Consider the following 18917-nt stretch of genomic DNA (forward strand, 5'->3'; position numbering starts at 1 on the left):
TATTTGTCTGCATCGTAAGGTGACTTAACTAACGGGCGAAGTGTTGGCATTCCAGAGGATAGTTAGCTTAGGCCTTGACAGGGCAGTTGTAAACAGGTGGCATTAACCTTTATCGTAAATAGCCCGGAGACTCTTCAGGTCGGCCGCCGCCAGCTGGGTACGCCCGTAATCAATTGGGGTCATGACGGAGGTCCTGTCCGAGCTGTGGTCGAGTCCCAGGGCATGGCCGAGTTCGTGGACGGCCACGGATCGTTTGAAGGACTGCGGGTAGGTGGCATTGAGCTTGGCGGTGGCCGTGTTGGTGGTCAGGATGCCTTGCCAGCTGATGCGCTGGGTGATCTGTGGGCCCCCATGCCCCAACTCGATCGTATTCTTTTTGCCGGTTTCCTTGTGACGGTAAATGCCAAATGTAATCCGATTGGTCTTGGTTGATCCGGGACCCTCGGTCAGTTGGACAATGCCGGGTTGATTATAGATTTTAACCGCCTCGGCGAAGACGGCCCGAGCCTTGGCTGGGGTGCCCGTCGCGTAGTGGTAATAATACTTTTGCTGGAGGAGTAGCCCCTGTACCGTACTTTCCACTGGGGTGTCGTCTGCACCGGTCTTAGTGGTCGCGTCCTTAGGATTGCGGAGAATATAGCCACTGGTCTGGTAGTTATCAGCCTTGCGTGGTGTCGTCTGGTGAGTGAAGAGGCCCGTGATGGCTGTTTGGTAGTAGGTGAATTGTGTGGAGAGGGCCTGCCAATTGCTGAGGATAAAGAGGCCAATTGCCAGGAGGGTCACGATGAGCAGGCGTCTGAGTAATTTCACACCAATGCTTCCTTTCTGCGCGGCTCCATTCACGGCAGCCGGTAGTGATTAGTTTGATTCTAGGGTATCTGGTTCAGCATGGCAACTAGGACGCCTTATAAATTTAGGGGCGTGATGGTTATTGCTGTAAAAATTATAAAAATTGTAAAGCGGCGGGTTCGGCTCGCATAGACGACATGTTTAGCACATAATCAGTCATACCGTAAATAGAAAACGCAATGTTCTATTTTTCTTCACAATTCTCCCGTAGTCTAGCCAAACTTTTACGGTTTAATAAGAGTATAGTAATCGAAACGATAAATTATTTATTCAACGGAGGCGCAACTTATGAAAAGAGAAGAGATGACGACATTAGATTTAACGCCCCAACAAGGGCTGACTGCCCAGGAGGCACAGACACGCCAACAAGAGTTTGGCAGTAACCAGTTAGTGGCGGCTAAGAAGGCCAGTATCTGGCGTCAAATTGGGCACCATTTAGCGGACGTATCTTCACTCGTGCTATTATTTGCCGTGGCCTTGGCCAGTTATATGGCACTTTTCCAGGGTGGTGGTTGGACGAAATCCATCGTGATCGGGTCAATCCTGGTGATCAACGTGATTATCGGGATGTATCAGGAAGCCTCGGCCGAGAAGGCACTGGCGGCTCTGCAATCGATGAGTCTGCCCACGACGACCGTGCGACGGGGAAATATTGCCCAGACGATTGACGCCAAGGATGTGGTCCCGGGTGACCTGGTCTTGCTGAAGGCCGGTGACCAAGTCCCAGCCGATGGAGTGGTCCTGTCCAGTACCAATTTGGCCGTGGACGAAGCTGTCCTGACCGGTGAAAGTGTGCCGGTCGACAAGCTGGCGTTACACAAGCCAGACAGCGTCAAGGATAACCAACAAGTCTTTTCCGGTACTGCGGTGACGGCTGGCACGGCGGTCATTCAGGTCGTGACGACTGGGATGGCCACGGAGCTGGGACAGATTGCCGGGCTCCTGAACAAGACGAAGAAGCGGGCTACGCCGCTGCAAGGCCGGTTGAACCGCCTTTCCGGTTGGCTGACGACCTTCGCCGTCATGGGTGGGATGGCCATCTTTGCCCTGAGTATTTGGATGCAGAACCAGGGGTTAGCCGACAGCCTCATGATCGGGATCTCCCTGGCAGTGGCGGCGGTTCCCGAAACTTTACCGATCATCGTGACAATCAGTCTTGCACACGGTGTGAAGCGGATGGCCAAACGTAATGCCATCATGCGGCGGGTCAACGCGGTTGAAACGATCGGTGGGGTCGACGTGATTGCTTCCGACAAGACGGGGACGCTGACGCAGAATCAGATGACGATCACACGCTACTGGACGCCGGGTGCCAATGCGGCCGCTGCGGCTACGGAAATGACGCACGCCGGCAAGGACCTCATGCGTTACCTGGGGTTAGCGACGAATGCCGAGATTCAAACGGTTAATGGCGAGGAAGAAACGGTGGGCGATCCCACTGAATTAGCAATCGTGCGCTGGTTGGCTAAGAATGACGCCAGCCGAAAGGGTTTTGAAGCAACGGCGCCGCGGTTAGCCGAGGATCCCTTTGACTCAACGAAGAAGACGATGGCCACGCTCCATCAGTTGAAAGACGGTCGGCGATTAGTCGTCGTCAAGGGCGCCTTTGACCGCTTGCCGGTCGACTGGCAGCCAGCGGAATTTGCCCAAGCCAAGCGAGTTCACGATGACTTCGGTCAGAATGCCTTACGGGTTCTGGCGGTCGGCTACAAGGTCGTCCCAGCTGGGGACACCATCAACTGGGCTGACCTGACACAGCACCTGACGTTTGCTGGTATCGTGGGGATGATCGATCCGCCACGGCCAGAGGTGATCACGGCGATTCGGGAGGCGAAGGCCGCCGGCATCAAGCCAATCATGATTACTGGAGACCACATGGTGACGGCTGAGGCTATCGCTAAAGAAATTGATTTATTATCACCGGGGCAACTGGTGATGTCCGGGGATGAACTCCGGACGCTGACGGATGCCGAGCTCGAGGCACAGATCAAAAACATTGCGGTCTATGCGCGAGTATCCCCGACCGATAAGATTCGGATCGTTCAGGCTTGGCAGAAGACTGGTGCCACGGTGGCCATGACTGGAGATGGCGTGAATGATGCTCCGGCGTTGAAAGCCGCCGACGTGGGTATCGCCATGGGCATCACTGGAACGGAAGTGTCCAAGAGTGCTGCGGATATGGTTTTGACGGATGACAACTTTGCCACAATCATCTCAGCAGTACGGGAAGGGCGGACGGTCTACCAAAATATCCTCAAGGCCGTGGAATTCCTGGTGGGGGTCAACTTCGCCCAGATTTTCCTGATGGTTGGCTCGGTCCTGATGGGGTGGGGCGCGCCACTTCTGGCCGAACAGCTTCTGCTGATCAACGTCCTAGCCGATGGGATTCCTGGCTTCTACCTGAGCCGGGAGCCTGGCGAAAAGGCAGCGATGCAACAACCGCCAGTGGCCAACGACGAAAGTCTCTTCGCTCGGGGCTTAGGTGGTCGCCTCGCCACTCGGGCCGTGACGTTTACGTTTCTGACGCTGGGGGCTTACGGACTGGGGCGCTTCGTCCTGGCGGCTAACCAGCCAGCGGTCGGGATGACGATAACCTTCCTGATTCTGGCGATTGGTTCTATGATTGATATCTACGCCATCAAGGATCGTCAACCGTTGACGTGGGCGAGTCTGAAACGGAACCCAGGGCTTAACCGGGCGCTATTGGTCACGATTAGTTTGCTGATTGTGGTGGCAGTGGTTCCGGGCCTCCAAGGAATCTTCGGACTCGTGGCACTGCCAGTCGGTGGCTGGGTACTCGTGGCCGTTGGCGTCTTCATTCCAACACTTGTCTTGGAAATCAAGAAGCGTTGGGGTCAGCGGTCCCAATCATGGGGCAACCAGCTTGCTGAAGACTAAGCATCAGTTAAAAAAATAGCGGTGGTCCACCATGGACAGATAGATTTCGGTTGTGTCCTGACCTGATTTGTGCTAATCTGACAACAGTTGCATAAACCAAAAAACATTGAAACGGACAATACCAGATTGGTCCCCGGTGCCTAGCGAACTAAGGATAGTGAGAGCTTAGTTGATCGCCCAGTCTGGTTAACCCCGATTTCGTTGCAGGCTGAATCAAGAGTAGGCCGCGCCGTGCCCGCCACGTTATCAAGCGGAACGTATGTTAGTACGTTGTTTAAAGTTGGTTTTGAGTTAAAAACAATTTGGGTGGTACCGCGGAAAGATCTTTCGTCCCTAGTGATAGGGATGATGGATCTTTTTTTATGGGTACGACAGAAGGAGAATATGATGACAGAAATTTTGGTTAAAGATTTATTTAGTGACCGGCACTTTGCCGAAGATGAACAAGTTGTTCTGCATGGTTGGGTAAAGACGGTGCGGGGGTCCAAGCGTGTGGGCTTTATCGAATTGAACGATGGCTCTTGCTTGAAGCACGCACAAATCGTCATGAAGAGTGACCTGGAGAACTACGCCGAAATGACGAAGTTGCCACTGAGCTCTACGATCAAGGTTGTGGGGACGGTCGTTTACACGCCAGACGCCAAGCAACCTTTCGAAGTTCATGCCGAAGAAGTTGTGCTTGAAGGGGCTTCCGATAACGATTACCCGCTGCAAAAGAAGAAGCACTCCTATGAATACTTGCGGACAATGGCCCACTTACGGCCACGGACCAACACGTTCTACGCGGTCTTTAAGATCCGTTCACTGACAGCCTTCGCAGTTCACCAATACCTGCAGGAAAATGACTTCACCTACGTCAACACGCCAATCATTACCAGTAGTGATAGCGAAGGGGCCGGGGAAATGTTCCGGGTTACCACGCTAGACATGGACAACTTACCTAAGACTGATGACGGCAAGGTTGATGACAGCCAAGACTTCTTCAAGAAAGAAACCAACTTGACGGTCAGTGGCCAACTTCCCGTGGAAGCTTTTGCATTGGCTTTGCGGAACGTGTACACGTTTGGCCCAACTTTCCGGGCAGAAAACTCGCACACGCCTCGGCACGCCTCAGAATTCTGGATGATCGAACCAGAAATGGCCTTTGCCGACCTGCAAGACGTCATCAACGAATCCGAAAGTCTCCTGAAGCACGTGGTCAAGTATCTCTTGGAACATGCCAAGGATGAATTGGAATTCTTGAACAACGCTGTGGATGAGGATCTGTTGAATCGTCTGCACCAGACCATCGATGAAAAGTTTGCGCAGATTACCTACACGCAAGCCATTGAAGAGTTGGAAAAGGCGCCAGTTAAGTTCGACGTTCCCGTATACTGGGGACTTGACTTGCAGGCTGAACATGAACGTTACCTGTGCGAACAGGTCTACAAGCGCCCAACCTTCTTAACTGACTACCCACGCGAGATCAAGGCCTTTTACATGCGTGATAACGATGACGGCAAGACCGTTGCCGCCGCCGACTTATTGGTTCCCCGCATTGGTGAACTGATCGGTGGTAGCCAACGTGAAGAACGTGAAGCTGAAATGGCTAAGAAGATTAAAGATAACCACTTACCACAAGAAGAATACCAATGGTACTTGGACCTGCGTAAGTACGGTGAAACCAAGCACTCCGGTTACGGGATTGGGTTCGAACGGTTACTGATGTACGTGACGGGAATGGAAAACATCCGCGACGTGATCCCTTACCCACGGACCCCAGGTAACGCTGAGTTCTAATTATGTTAATGTGATGATTAAAAAAGGTGTCCCCGCAAATCTTTCAAAAGATTTGCGGGGACACCTTTATTTTTAGCGTTAAATGGTTTCAGTAGGGACTAAGCGCACGTACTGTGCGTTGATGTAAGCTTCCGGTCCAATTTGATACCAGACCAATTGCTGATCATCGATGACGCGACCCCGGATATCCAGTGGCTCGCCGTGATCGAGTTGCCCGGCGGTTTCACCATAGGGTTCCGTGTAGATGGAGACCGCGGCGCCGGGGACGTAATCGACCGAGCCAATTCGAGCGAACGCTTCGGGATGCCAGTCGCGCTTTTGTGCTAAAGCAGGATGGGCTAGCTGATGGTCACGACGAGTGGTTTCAGTCGCGCTCAGCCATTGATTACCACCAAGGTTGTACCAGATCGAGCCATCCGTCAGCGTGATGATCATGAACAGTCGCCAGAGTGAGTCAGCGGGGAATTGATAGCCATAGGCCGCTCCCTTTGGTCCGTCGTAGACCAGATGGTCCGCCTGAAGGAAGACGTACTGGTGAACGCGCTGGACCGTCTCCCAGCTGTCCCGTCGATAGAAGTACACGACACGTTGGGCATGCGCGGAGAACTTCCCGCGTTGTGGACCCTGTGCTTGGAAGATGTGATAATCGCTGACAACTGGTGGCGTTAGGGTATAGTTCGCAGAAAGGGCGCCCCGATGAATCTGAGGGAGCTCCAACAGCCGTCCAGAGTCGAAATCGACTAGGTAGGCAATAATGGGTTTACCTAGTAGTCGGCGATAGATAGCGGTCGTCAAGCCGTATTCGCTGATGAAGTCCTGTGTAAAGCCGTGAATCCGTGAGAGGGCATAGCCCGGAATCACTGGGAATCGGCAGTGGACGGGGTGATTAAGTGTGCCCGTCAAAATCAGGGCCGGTTGGAGGGGATGATTGTGTTCATCCACCAAGCGAATCACGAGCGTTGCCGTTGGTTCGGGTTGTGGTTGCTGAACCGGTTGTTTTAAGGTGATGGTCTGGTCGGTCAGAACAGGCGGCGTCACAGCCGGTTGGCTGGGCACAATGGGTTGTTCTGCAGGAGCCGGGATTGGTTGACGGCGGCGTCGCGGAGCCACCGGCTGCGGAATGTTTTCGCGTCGGGGTTTCGGTTCAATTACACGTCGTAACCAGTCAAAAAATGCCATGCCGTTCACCTCCAGAAGTTTCCTTTAAAATCTAGTATACCATTTTTCCCGGTCACGCCAACATGTGAACGCTATCAGATTTTTTCTTACAGGATCAACTAGGAGGCTGTCAAAGACAGAAGGGGGGAAGTTGGCCTTCAGTTGAATCGGCCCAGCAAAAAAGGTGCTCAGCTCTCATGGCTGAACACCTTCAAAAGTTTATGATTAATCGTTGCTTGAAGTGGTGTCACTAGCTGTGGCAGTCGTATCCGTGTCAGCAGCTAACGTGATCTTACCGTCCTCAATCTTGGCAACGAGGTTCTTAACGTCCCCGTGGTCCAGGTAGAAGTCGGCAATCCGGTCTTCAATCTCTTCTTGGATGACCCGCCGTAGTGGTCGAGCACCCATCGCAGGATTGTAGCCCTTCTTAACCAATTGTTCCTCGACCGGCGCGGTAACGTGAATGTGGAGGCCTTGGCCCGCCAACATTTGGTTAACGTCAACAATCATTAAGTCAACGATGTGCATCAAGTTTTCCATGCTCAGGGAGTTGAACTCAACGATGTCGTCGAACCGGTTTAAGAATTCTGGCTTGAAGTAGTTGGTCAGGTTCCCCAGAACAGAGTGGGTCGTTCCTTCAGCGGCAGCTCCGAAACCAACGTTGGCTTCAGCATCACCAGTACCGGCGTTACTGGTCATAATAATCAGTGTATCCTTGAAGGAAACTGTCCGGCCTTGAGAATCAGTCAACCGGCCGTCGTCCAGAATCTGTAAGAACATATTCAAGACGTCGGGGTGGGCCTTTTCAATTTCATCCAACAGGATCAACGTGTATGGATGGCGGCGAACCTGTTCAGTCAATTGGCCAGCTTCTTCGTAGCCAACATAGCCAGGTGGTGACCCGATCAGCTTAGAAATGGAATGCGGCTCCATGTACTCAGACATGTCGAAGCGAACCATGGCATCTTCGGAACCAAACAGTTCATTGGCCAATTGCTTGGCTAATTCCGTTTTCCCGACACCGGTAGGACCGACGAAGAGGAAGGACCCAATTGGCCGACCAGTACCGTTCAAACCGATACGGTTCCGCCGGATAGCCCGGGCAACCTTGTCGACGGCTTCGTTCTGGCCGATGACGTGCTTTTCAAGGTCAGCACCTAAACTCTTGAGTTGGTGTTGTTCCTTGGCTTGCAGTTCACCGACAGGAATACTGGTCTTTTCTTCCACGATATCCTGCATGTCCTTGACCGTGACCTCGGCAGAAGCATTTTGGTCGGCGTCCTTGGCAGTTTCCTTGGATTTCTCCAGCTTCGTGACTTGGTCGCGGTAGTAGGCAGCTTTTTCGTAGTCTTCCTGCTTCAAAGCAGCTTGCTTCTGGGTTTCAGCGGACTTGATCTTCTCATCGATGGCCTTAGGGTCGGCGATGTTGATGGTCAAATTCTTCCGTGAACCGGCCTCATCCAACAGGTCAATGGCCTTGTCGGGTAAGAAACGGTCTTGGATATAACGATCAGACAGACGAACGGCAGCCTCAATGGCGTCATCGTCGTAGTGAACGTGGTGGTAATCTTCGTATTTCTTCTGAATACCCTTTAAAATCTTAATGGCTTCGTCAGCACTTGGTTCATCAACCGTAACGGGTTGGAACCGCCGTGCTAAGGCTTGGTCCTTTTCAATATCACGGTATTCACTCAACGTGGTTGCACCGATCAATTGGAAGTCACCACGGGCGAGGGCTGGCTTCAAAACGTTACCAGCATCCATACCGCCTTCGGCATTCCCGGCACCCATAATTTCATGGATTTCATCAATAAATAGGATGATGTCGGGGTTAGCTTGAACCTCTTTCATTAACTGTTGCATGCGTTGTTCGAATTGGCCACGGATACCAGTTCCCTGGACCAAGGACACAACGTCTAAACGAATAATTTGCTTGTTGGCGAGCTTTTGAGGAACGTTGCCTTCGACAATGCGTTCCGCAAGGCCTTCAACGACCGCCGTCTTCCCAACACCGGCTTCTCCGATCAACACGGGGTTGTTCTTGGTCCGCCGATTCAGGATCTCGATGACTTGTGCCGTTTCTTTGTCCCGGCCAATAACGGGATCGACTTTACCATCCTTGGCCAACTGGGTGAGGTTCAATCCGTACTGACTGAGTAAGCCATTACCGGAACCGCCCTGGTTGCCAGAAGGTTGGGTTGGTCGACCTTGTCCGGAATCCTGTCGGAAATTATTAGCTTGGTTATTGTCGCCGCCTTGCATAGCCCGGAAAATATCGTCCAGGTTATTAAAGCCGAATGGATCTTGTGCCATACGGCCACCTCCATTTCCAGAATCGTTTGATTGTTGCTGTTTCAGCAGCTGGTAACAATTTTGGCATAGGTCAACTTGTTGCCGCTGCCCGTTTACACTCATGTAAAGGTGAATTGTTGCTTCATTGCGGTGGCAATTTTGACATAGCATCTTGTCGTCTCCTTTCTTGCCTGGAGTTCTCGTGGAACTTCCACGGGTCTTCGAAAAGCCTTTGACCTTTCTTGACCATTGACCACATTATACCGCGTTCATCTGGTCGTGCAAGTATTTTGTTTGCGCGATAAATGCGCGGTATTACGGGGAATTTCTAACGAACGCCTTCATTTTAGCACTCTCGTCAATAGAATGCTAAAATGAACATTTCAAAATTGAAAAATTTTTGGAAAAACTTTGACCGACACGTGTTTGGCCCGTAAGATAGGGGAGAACACAATCGAAGGGATACTGTGGGCGTGATATAATAATTGTCTGAGATCAGTGGTAAGGCTTGTGAAGGGATATTCTTCAGTAAAAAAGATGGGGACATTGTGATAACGTATCTAAAGCGGAGTAAGACTTATGCAATTGTCAGGGTAATGGCGAGTTCTTGGCTCGCCAACCAGTGAGTTACTTAGTGGTTAAAAGTTATCTTAGCCGGAGGAGGCCAGGGATGTAGCTAGCCGTGGTGGTGTTAACTGGCGTTTTTTGGCCAGTTTACAGCACGGGCAAGCTTGAAGACACAGGGGCTTCGTGGCTTCAAGTTGAGTCGGAAGCCCGTTTCTCAGGCTGGAGCGTCCCCACAGCAAGCGAAATCCCTGGCAGCCGCAGGCGACAAATTTTCACCAGACAGAAAAGAGCGAGGGAGGGAAAAAGAGTGGCACGAGACTTTACGGATCTAATGAACCAATTAAAAGATAAAAAAATTGAGCAGTTCGAAGTAACCCCCGAAGACTTCCCAGCATTTCAGAAAGCATTTATGGCTTATGAAACGCGGAAACGGGTGGTGGGCCAGGCCGAAAAGAACGGAAAACTCATTTATCACTACGATCATGACGCCGGAAATGACGGCGAATAACGATTTTTTGATGAAAGCGGTTCATGTATAACTTGTAATTTGTGGCTTACATTGATATTCTTAGTAGGTAGGCATGACTCGTTGAATGGTTGTTTGGCCAATGCGCAAGGTCAAGGCGAGTTGCGTCGGTAAGTAGTCAACCTAAGCTTAAAGGAGATCGATCAATTATGGAAAAACGCGAATTTCATGTAACAGCAGAAACTGGTATCCATGCACGTCCAGCTACTTTATTGGTACAATCAGCAAGTAAGTTCAGCTCTGAAGTTAGCTTACAATACCAAGACAAGTCCGTTAACTTGAAGTCTATCATGGGTGTTATGTCTTTAGGTGTCGGCCAAAACGCTGACATCACCATCACGACTGACGGTGAAGACGAAGCAGATGCAATGACTGCTATTGCTGAAACCATGACTAAAGAGGGTTTGTCTGACTAATGAAGACGATGCTCAAGGGGATTGCTGCCAGTGATGGGGTGGCTTGTGGTCGGGTCTACCGACTAGACGAGCCAGACCTTCACGTTTCTCAGCAGACAGTCACTGATCTTGATTACGAATTAAATCGATTCCATCAGGCCCTTGAAGCAACCGTTTCAGAGATTGAGACGATAAAAACTCGTGTAAATAAAAACCTGGGTGCTGACCGTGCCCAGGTTTTTATTGCGCAATTGGCGATGTTAAAGGACCAGGACCTGATGGGACACGTCGAACAAAATATCAGAGAAAAGCAGGTCAATGCTGAATTTGCAGTCGCACTGGTGACGACAACGGTAGAGGAAGAACTTACTGAACTCGTTGACAATCCTTACCTGCAGGATAGATTGACCAACTGGCAAACGGTGGCAAAACGTCTGACGGCGCATCTGTTAGGCGTGACCTTGCCGGATTTGGCATTGGTCAACGATCCTGTCATCGTAGTCACTCACGACCTGATTGCCAGTGAGGCGATTGCGGTCAATCCACAGCAGGTTCTGGGTTTCGTGACCGATGTCGGTGGTCGGACGTCGCACTCTTCAATTCTAGCACGTTCGTTGAATTTGCCAGCGGTGGTAGGAACTCAGACGGCGACGCAAACGCTAAACAATGGTGAACTGGTCGTGGTTAACGGAACGCAAGGCAACGTCATGGTCGGACCAACGGCAGATGAGATTGCAGTTGCTCGTCGAACGATGGTACAACGTGTGAAGAACCAACAGCGGCTAGATAAATTGGCACATCACGAGACGGTTTCCAAGGATGGCGTGGGTGTGACTTTGGCTGCTAATATGGGGACCGCAGCTGACCTGGCGCGGGTGACAGCCAGTGGTGCCGAAGGTGTTGGCCTATTCCGAACAGAATTTTTATACCTGGACGCCCAACACCTGCCAACAGAAGACGAACAGTTCGCCATCTATCGTCAGGTATTGGAGACGATGGCCCCGCGGTCGGTGGTAATTCGTACGTTGGATGTCGGTGGGGATAAGGAACTCCCTTACCGGCCATCACAGAATGAAGCCAATCCCTTTATGGGGGCACGTGCTATCCGGCAAAGCCTCGCTCATCAGCAGGTCTTTCGAAGCCAGCTACGGGCATTGATTCGGGCGTCGGCGTTTGGGCATCTGAGCCTGATGTTTCCAATGATTGCGACGTTGGATGAACTACGACAGGCTAAGGCGATTTATGACGATGAGCGCTCCAAGCTAACGGCGAAGCGGGTGCCCATGGGAAAGATCGCCGTGGGAATGATGGTCGAAGTGCCTGCAGCGGCATTGCTGGCTGACCGGTTCGCCAATGAGGTGGACTTCATGAGCATTGGAACCAACGACCTGATCGGATATACCCTGGCGGCCGACCGGACCAATCAGAACGTGGCTTACCTGTATCAGCCGTATCATCCGGCGATTCTGCGCTTGATCGATAATGTCATTTCGGCGGGGCATGCGGCGGGGATTCCCGTTGCCATGTGTGGCGAAATGGCAGGTGATCCGATCGCACTTCCACTCTTGCTGGGGATGGGCCTCGACGAGTTCTCGATGGCACCAAGCGCAATTACCAAGACACGTCAGGTGATCGGCCAGCTTGACGCCCACGAATTGGCGGCGCTGGCTGAGACGACGGTTAATTCCGCCAGCACCAGCCAGGAGGTCGTGACCATGGTTCAGGCGGCGGTTCCTGGTGTTTTGAAATAAATGATAGTTGAATGAAGGACATTCCGGTTTAGCAGGAGTGTCCTTTTTACTAGCGTTTAAACCAGGCCCAGCCTGTGGGTAAGTAACATGGTAAGGGACAGTCATCGAAAGCGCGTTTCGAGATTGAGTGCCAGCCGGAAACGTTTAGCGGGTGTTTGAAATACAAGTGTGTAAGAATGGCCAAATGATGAGATTTTCTTGCGATGGCTGCTGAGGTTTGCAATCCCCTAGTCAAACCCATATAATTGTGATGATTGTACAAAGCGAAGCTCTAAATATTTTTAGCCAAACACAGACGCAAGGGGGATTGGCGATGAACATTGGCTTATTTACAGATACCTATTTCCCTCAAGTAAGTGGGGTCGCGACGTCGATTAAGACGCTGCGAGATCAACTGGAAAAGCAGGGGCACCAGGTCTATATCTTTACCACGACCGATCCAAACGTGGAACGCAACGTTTACGAGCGGAATGTCTTTCGCTTTTCAAGCATTCCATTCGTCTCGTTCACGGAACGCCGGATTGCAGTGCGGGGACTTTTTCAAGCTTATCAAATTGCGAAGGAATTGAATTTGGATATTGTCCACACTCAGACGGAGTTCTCGATGGGGTGGATCGGGAAGTTTGTGGCACGGAACCTGGAGATTCCCTGCCTACATACCTACCACACCATGTACGAGGATTACTTGCATTACGTAGCCAATGGGAAGATTTTAAAGCCCGTGCACGTCAAGCAGGCGACCCTGGCCTTTTGCTACCACCTGACTGGGGTAGTAGCGCCGAGTGACCGGGTGTTAACGACCTTAACTGATTACGGGGTCAAGACACCAATTCGGGTGATTCCAACTGGGGTCAACTTACATCAATACGAGCAGCCCGATACGGCCAATCTGCGACGTAAATTGGGCTATCAACCAGATACGCCGGTGATTCTGTCGTTGAGTCGGTTGGCTTACGAGAAGAACATTAAGGAAAGTATTGCGGCTATGCCACGGATTTTGGCAGAAGTGCCCAATGCCCAGCTTCTAATCGTCGGGGATGGCCCGGCTAAGGAAGATCTCGAACAACAGGTGAAGGATGCCGGACTGACGGATCATATTTCTTTTACCGGTCAGGTGAATAATAACGATGTTTTCCGTTACTATCACATGGCTAATGTCTTCCTATCGTCTTCTGATTCAGAGTCGCAAGGGCTGACTTACATTGAGGCCATGGCTGCTGGAACGAAGATCGTGGTTATGACGAGTCCGTATACCGATGAATTGCTGTCGCAGCGGACGCTTGGGGTGACCTTCAAGACTGAAGACGAGATGGTAACGAACGTCGTGGATTATCTGAAGCACGGGGATGAGGAACAGGATTCAGATCTGCTGGCGCGTAAATTAGCGGAGATCTCTGCGGATACCTTTGGCCAACGGGTCATTGAGTTCTACCAGGATGCTCAGGCGAGTTACGAAGCGACGCACGAAGATACCCCGGACTTTAGTGACTAGAGGAGCAATTGAATGCTAAAAATTAACATGTTCTCCAAGGCTGATTCCGTTAAGGGACAGGGCGTGGGGAGTGCTTATAATGAACTGATGAATCTACTGGCGACACGACTCAAAGATGATTTTGCTGTGACGGTCAACAAGTATGGACGGGTCGATGTGACCCATTACCATACGATTAATCCGACCTACTATCTGTCGACTTTCTTACCAGGGCGCGGTCGGAAGATTGGTTATGTTCATTTTTTGCCGGAAACGTTAGAGGGAAGTCTGAAGATTCCCCAACCGTTTCGGTCAATCTTTTATAAATACGTGATTGCCTTTTACCGCCGGATGGACCACATTGTTGTGGTCAATCCGACCTTTATTCCTAAGCTGGTAGCGTACGGAATTCCGGCTGAACGGGTGACGTACATCCCCAACTTTGTGAGTCGGAAGGAGTTCTACCCGGTCGATACCGATCGGAAGACCGCCTTGCGAGCACAGTACCAGTATGATGCGAAGCGTTTCACGGTGCTGGGTATCGGTCAGATTCAGGAACGCAAGGGTCTATTTGACTTTATTAAGCTTGCTCGGCATAATCCGGAGATCCAGTTCATCTGGGCTGGTGGCTTTTCCTTCGGCCGGATGACGGATGGCTATGCTGAACTGAAGAAGGTTGTCGATGATCCGCCGGCTAACCTGAGTTTTCCAGGTATCGTGGATCGGGATAAATTAGTGGATTACTATAATCTAGCCGATTTATTCCTATTACCGTCCTTCAATGAGCTCTTCCCAATGTCGGTTCTGGAGGCCTTTAGCACGGGAACACCAGTCCTCTTACGGGATCTGGACCTGTACCAAGCCATTATTGCAGGGGACTACCAACCGGCTAAGGATTATGATGAAATGAATGCACAGCTTCAGCGTCTGCCACATGATCCAGCTGCACTGGCATATTGGCACCAGCAGAGTCTCGCTGCCGCCGACCGTTACTCTGAGGAACACCTCACCGAAATCTGGCGGAAGTTCTACACGCAGCAAGCAAAAGAGGGGTAAACTGTATGTCACGACGAAACAAATGGGTATTAGCGTTAATGTTACTCTTGGGGATTGCCATTTTTGCGTATTCACTCCGTGACATTAAGTTTTCTGTATTAGTCAATGATTTTGTTCACATTAACTTTTGGTGGTTTGGGGTCGCCATTCTTTGCATGCTCCTGTACATGGGCTTGGAGTCGTGGATCGTGAAGGTCTTTATTTCCGATCGGATCGAGGGCTTCACATTCAAGGACGCTGTCCGGATTCCACTGGTGGAGCAATTGTTTAATGGTATTACGCCGTTTTCTTCTGGTGGACAACCAGCGCAACTTTTTGCGTTGATGCAGACCGGGGTCGATGCCGGCAAGGCCAGCTCAGTCTTGTTGATGAAGTTCGTGGTCTACCAATCGATGATCGTCATTAATTTTATTATTGCGTTAGTCATTGGCTTTCAACAGATTCAGGATAAATTGCATGCGTTGTCGTGGCTGGTTGTCTTTGGGTTCACGATTCATTTGGCGGTTATTGTGGGTCTACTGATGATTATGTTCTGGTATTCATTTACGAAGAAGATGGTGGGGGTCGTTTTATATCCCTTCCATTGGTTTATGAAGGCAGAACGGTTCCATCGAATTGAAGACAACTTGAATAGTAAGATTGATTCCTTCTATGCGGAGAGTGTCCGGATCAGTGGAAAGGGCAAGCTGATGCTACGGGTATTTGTGATTACCTTTTTCCAGCTGGCTTTTTACTATCTGATTCCGTACTTTATCATGCTTTCACTAGGATATACCTCGGCTAACATTGTCATGGTCACGAGTTTCCATATTCTCATTGTGATGGTCATCTCCCTGTTTCCTATTCCAGGGGGCTCAGGTGGGGCCGAATATAGCTTTGAAATGATCTTTAGGAGTTATATCACCTCAAATAGTAAACTGGTCTTAGCAATGATTTTATGGCGCTTATTGACCTACTACTTCGGGATGCTTGCCGGTCTGGTGGCGATGGTCATCCGGCCAGACAAGGTCGTTGAAGAGTCAGATTTATGATTTCCATGAGTTTTTCTGCATTAGGGCGTGTCATCAGGCCGTAAGTTTGGTAAAATCATTATGGAAAGCTAGAAAGGGGACCAACCATGGAAGAATCTCAATTGATTGGCATTATCAATCGCTTAAAGGCGATGCAAGAGGATGCCACCGACGAGCCACAACCCCGTCGTTTTGAAAAAGAAGGCGTTGAGCAAGCCACGGTCGTATTTAACCAGGCAACGCACACGTATACTTTAACTGAACACAATCCGGAAACAACTTTTGAGTTTGATAACATCGATTTAGTTGCTATTGAGCTGTTTGATTTATTGACGGATAACTAACAAAACTATGGGCTACCATAGTTTTGTTTTTTTATAACGGAGAAAGATTGAATTTTTTCCAAAGGTTCTGGAATCGGATTGATTACCTCGCAATATCCGCTATACTTGAGAGATGTTAATTCTTATGTGGAGGCAGTCGTAATGGCGAACTTTTTTAAGCGGAAGACGAACTGGTTAAACACCCGAATGGGATTTTTCCTGTTGATCGTCGTTTTATTTTGGGTAAAAACTTACATTGCCTATCAGACCGAGTTTACCTTGGGTGCCAAGGGGAGTGTTCAACAGTTTTTACTGTTCATTAACCCACTACCGGCCGCTCTATTGGTGTTCGGAATCGCCCTGTATTTCCGGGGGAGATTAGCTTATTGGTTGATGTTGATCATTGATGTGTTAGAGTCTACGTGGATCTTTGCCAACGTGGTCTATTACCGAGAATTCTCTGACTTCTTGTCCTTCGGGATCATGAAGGGCTCGAGCTCTGTCGGGAACAACCTTGGGAAGAGTCTCGCGCAGATTACACATCTCTATGATTTCTTTGTCTATGTTGATATTATTATCTTGATTATTTTGTTGGTGACGCACGTGATCAGAATCGATGCGCGACCGTTTAAACGACGGTACGCGTTCTCACTGACGGTGTTGTCATTTGCCTTGATGTTTGCGGAGTTTGGGATGGCCAATGCGGATCGTTCTGGACTGTTGACGCGGACGTTTGATAACAACTATATCGTGAAATACCTGGGTCTGAATGAATATGCCGCCTTCAACGCGTACCAGACGCAGAAGGAAAGTGCGACCCGGGCCAGTGCCAACGCTTCGGATATGAAGAGTGTCCTGAAGTATCTTAAACAGAATCGGGTTAGCCCGAATGTGTCGTACTATGGCAAGGAGAAAGGTAAGAACGTCTTTATTATTCACTTGGAGAGTTTCCAACAATTCCTGATCGACTACAAGGTCGATGGGAAGGAAGTCACGCCAACGTTGAATAAGTTCTACCATAACAATAATACGTTGTCGTTCGATAACTTCTATAATCAGGTGGCACAGGGGAAGACGTCCGATGCCGAAATGATGTTGGAGAACTCTCTGTTTGGGTTACCACAGGGGTCAGCGATGACGACCTATGGGACGCAAAACACCTTCCAGGCGGCGCCAGCTATCTTGAGCCAAGAGGATGGGTATACGACGGCGGCTTTTCATGGGGATGTGCCAAGTTTCTGGAACCGGGACAATACCTATAAATCGTGGGGCTACCAGTACTTCTTCAGCTCCAGTTACTATACGGAGAAGCCGGGGTATAGTGTTGGTTACGGTCTGAAGGATAAGATCTTCTTTAAGCAGTCGGCCAAGTATATCGAGCAGCTACCACAGCCGTTCTATGCCAAGTTGATTACATTGACCAACCACTACCCTTACGAGTTAGATAAGAAGAATACAGATTTCCCAGCAACTAAGACGGGGGACAAGACTGTGGACCCATACGTGCAAACGGCTCACTACCTTGACCAGTCGTTTGCTGAATTCTTAACCTACCTGAAGAAGGCCGGTCTAGATAAGAACAGTGTGATCGTTGCCTATGGGGATCACTATGGGATTTCAAATAATCACCGTCCAGCTATTGCTCAGCTGTTGGGTAAGGATAAGATTACGAGCTATGACTTAACGCAGTTCCAAAAGGTGCCTTTCATGATCCATGCGAACGGATTAAAGGGTGGGATTAATCATACCTATGGTGGCGAGATCGATGTTCTGCCAACCCTGCTGGATCTGTTAGGGGTTAAGAATACAGATACCGTGCAGTTTGGGCAGGATCTGCTCGCCAAAAACCGTAACCAAACGGTCGCCTTCCGGGATGGGAACTTTGTCTCACCGAAGTATATGAAGGTCGGGGGGACAGTCTATGACACGAAGACTGGTGAGGAGCTTACGTTAACGGCGGCTCAGAAGAAAGCCGTTGCCAAACTCCAAAACCATGTTACGACTGAACTTTCCCTGTCTGACCGAGTCATTTATGGTGATTTACTACGGTTCTACACACCGAAGAACTTTAAGAAAGTCGACAAGTCCTCATTCACCTATAAGTTGAAGCCAGCAATGGAACGTTTGGCAGATGCTGAAAAGCAGGAGAAGACGAGTGTTGTTGCTCAGAATAATGGGAAGAGTACTGTCTCTGATTACAAGACTGATGCACCAGAATTGAAGTAATGCGTTGTAGCCGTCACCACACAGCCGTGGTGACGGCTTTTTTGTCCTTTCATATAGTAGATTAGCTAGACCAGTTAAGCCGAGGCCACGGAAGCGGTAATTGGAAGTGGGTATTTTTGCATGATAGAAACGTTGATTTGACGGGAATCGTGTCTATAGGTCCAACAAATTTCAGTAAATATTCATTTTTCACTTGACCATAGTCCCAGATATTGGTAAACTATTTTCTGTTGTCAATTACAGGGCAAACATTGTAACAGCAACGAAAGATTGCAACTTAATTAATTTTAAAAAAGGCTTGACGGTCTGGCTGATAATTGATATAGTAGTAATCGTTGTTGAGAATATTTATTCAACTGAGCTTCAAAAATTCAATATTTATTCAAAATATATTGAAAAAATCAGTTGACACTAAATTGGCGACATGATATACTTTAAAAGTTGTCACGAAGCAATTGCTTCTCTGATAACTTGGTAGACCTTTGAAAACTGAACATTGTTTCGACAAACCAAATATGTGTAGGGCGGTTTGATACTATGGTATCAAACCCAAACAATATTTGCGAAGTCAATTCGCTTTTATGAAAATAAAGTAACAACAATCGATGAGCTATTC

The 18917-nt window shown here is 49.6% G+C and carries 13 protein-coding genes; 10 read left to right on the plus strand and 3 right to left on the minus strand.

Annotated elements, in window-relative coordinates:
* Nucleotides 1-102 precede the first annotated feature (102 nt).
* Nucleotides 103-810: a matrixin family metalloprotease gene (locus EKM73_RS07875; protein WP_164508893.1), complete on the minus strand. Its 708-nt coding sequence runs from the start codon at nucleotides 808-810 to the stop codon at nucleotides 103-105.
* Nucleotides 811-1137: 327 nt separating this feature from the next.
* On the opposite strand from EKM73_RS07875, the gene EKM73_RS07880 reads away from it, so the two are divergent.
* Entirely contained in the window at nucleotides 1138-3747 is a 2610-nt protein-coding gene (locus tag EKM73_RS07880; protein WP_125701417.1) for a cation-translocating P-type ATPase, read from the plus strand.
* A 387-nt stretch (nucleotides 3748-4134) separates the two neighbouring features.
* Nucleotides 4135-5526, plus strand: coding sequence for an asparagine--tRNA ligase (asnS, locus tag EKM73_RS07885; protein ID WP_125701418.1), 1392 nt, complete (start codon nucleotides 4135-4137; stop codon nucleotides 5524-5526).
* Between the two features lie 78 nt (nucleotides 5527-5604).
* Here the strand turns inward: asnS and EKM73_RS07890 are convergent, their stop codons facing one another.
* Nucleotides 5605-6705, minus strand: a complete 1101-nt coding sequence (locus tag EKM73_RS07890) for a MucBP domain-containing protein (protein WP_125701419.1) — start codon at nucleotides 6703-6705, stop codon at nucleotides 5605-5607.
* A 204-nt stretch (nucleotides 6706-6909) separates the two neighbouring features.
* Nucleotides 6910-9147 carry an ATP-dependent Clp protease ATP-binding subunit gene (locus tag EKM73_RS07895; RefSeq protein WP_125701420.1) on the minus strand — a complete coding sequence of 746 codons (2238 nt, stop codon included), beginning with the start codon at nucleotides 9145-9147 and terminating at the stop codon, nucleotides 6910-6912.
* Nucleotides 9148-9850: 703 nt separating this feature from the next.
* Here EKM73_RS07895 and EKM73_RS07900 point away from each other — a divergent pair.
* From EKM73_RS07900 to EKM73_RS07935, 8 genes are all read left to right on the plus strand, one after another.
* A complete protein-coding gene (locus tag EKM73_RS07900) occupies nucleotides 9851-10051 on the plus strand; it encodes a hypothetical protein (RefSeq protein WP_125701421.1) in 201 nt (66 codons plus the stop codon).
* Between the two features lie 167 nt (nucleotides 10052-10218).
* Nucleotides 10219-10485, plus strand: coding sequence for a phosphocarrier protein HPr (locus EKM73_RS07905; RefSeq protein WP_020089685.1), 267 nt, complete (start codon nucleotides 10219-10221; stop codon nucleotides 10483-10485).
* A complete protein-coding gene (gene ptsP, locus EKM73_RS07910; RefSeq protein WP_125701422.1) occupies nucleotides 10485-12215 on the plus strand; it encodes a phosphoenolpyruvate--protein phosphotransferase in 1731 nt (576 codons plus the stop codon). The genes EKM73_RS07905 and ptsP overlap by 1 nt, the downstream gene beginning before the upstream one ends.
* A 313-nt stretch (nucleotides 12216-12528) precedes the next feature.
* Entirely contained in the window at nucleotides 12529-13707 is a 1179-nt protein-coding gene (locus tag EKM73_RS07915) for a glycosyltransferase family 4 protein (protein WP_125701423.1), read from the plus strand.
* Nucleotides 13708-13719: 12 nt separating this feature from the next.
* The gene (locus EKM73_RS07920; RefSeq protein ID WP_125701424.1) at nucleotides 13720-14742 is read left to right on the plus strand and encodes a glycosyltransferase family 4 protein; all 1023 of its coding nucleotides are present in this window, start codon (nucleotides 13720-13722) and stop codon (nucleotides 14740-14742) included.
* Between the two features lie 5 nt (nucleotides 14743-14747).
* On the plus strand, nucleotides 14748-15773 hold the full coding sequence (locus EKM73_RS07925; RefSeq protein WP_125701425.1) for a lysylphosphatidylglycerol synthase transmembrane domain-containing protein: 1026 nt from the start codon (nucleotides 14748-14750) through the stop codon (nucleotides 15771-15773).
* 86 nt (nucleotides 15774-15859) lie between these two features.
* Nucleotides 15860-16096 (plus strand): YkuJ family protein, encoded by a 237-nt coding sequence (locus tag EKM73_RS07930; protein ID WP_020089680.1) that lies wholly within the window; start codon nucleotides 15860-15862, stop codon nucleotides 16094-16096.
* Nucleotides 16097-16237: 141 nt separating this feature from the next.
* Complete coding sequence (locus EKM73_RS07935) at nucleotides 16238-18301, plus strand: LTA synthase family protein (RefSeq protein WP_125701426.1); 2064 nt, start codon at nucleotides 16238-16240, stop codon at nucleotides 18299-18301.
* The last annotated feature ends 616 nt before the right edge of the window (nucleotides 18302-18917 follow it).

It is taken from the genome of Levilactobacillus fuyuanensis (genome assembly GCF_003946395.1).
Taxonomy (GTDB): Bacteria; Bacillota; Bacilli; order Lactobacillales; family Lactobacillaceae; genus Levilactobacillus; species Levilactobacillus fuyuanensis.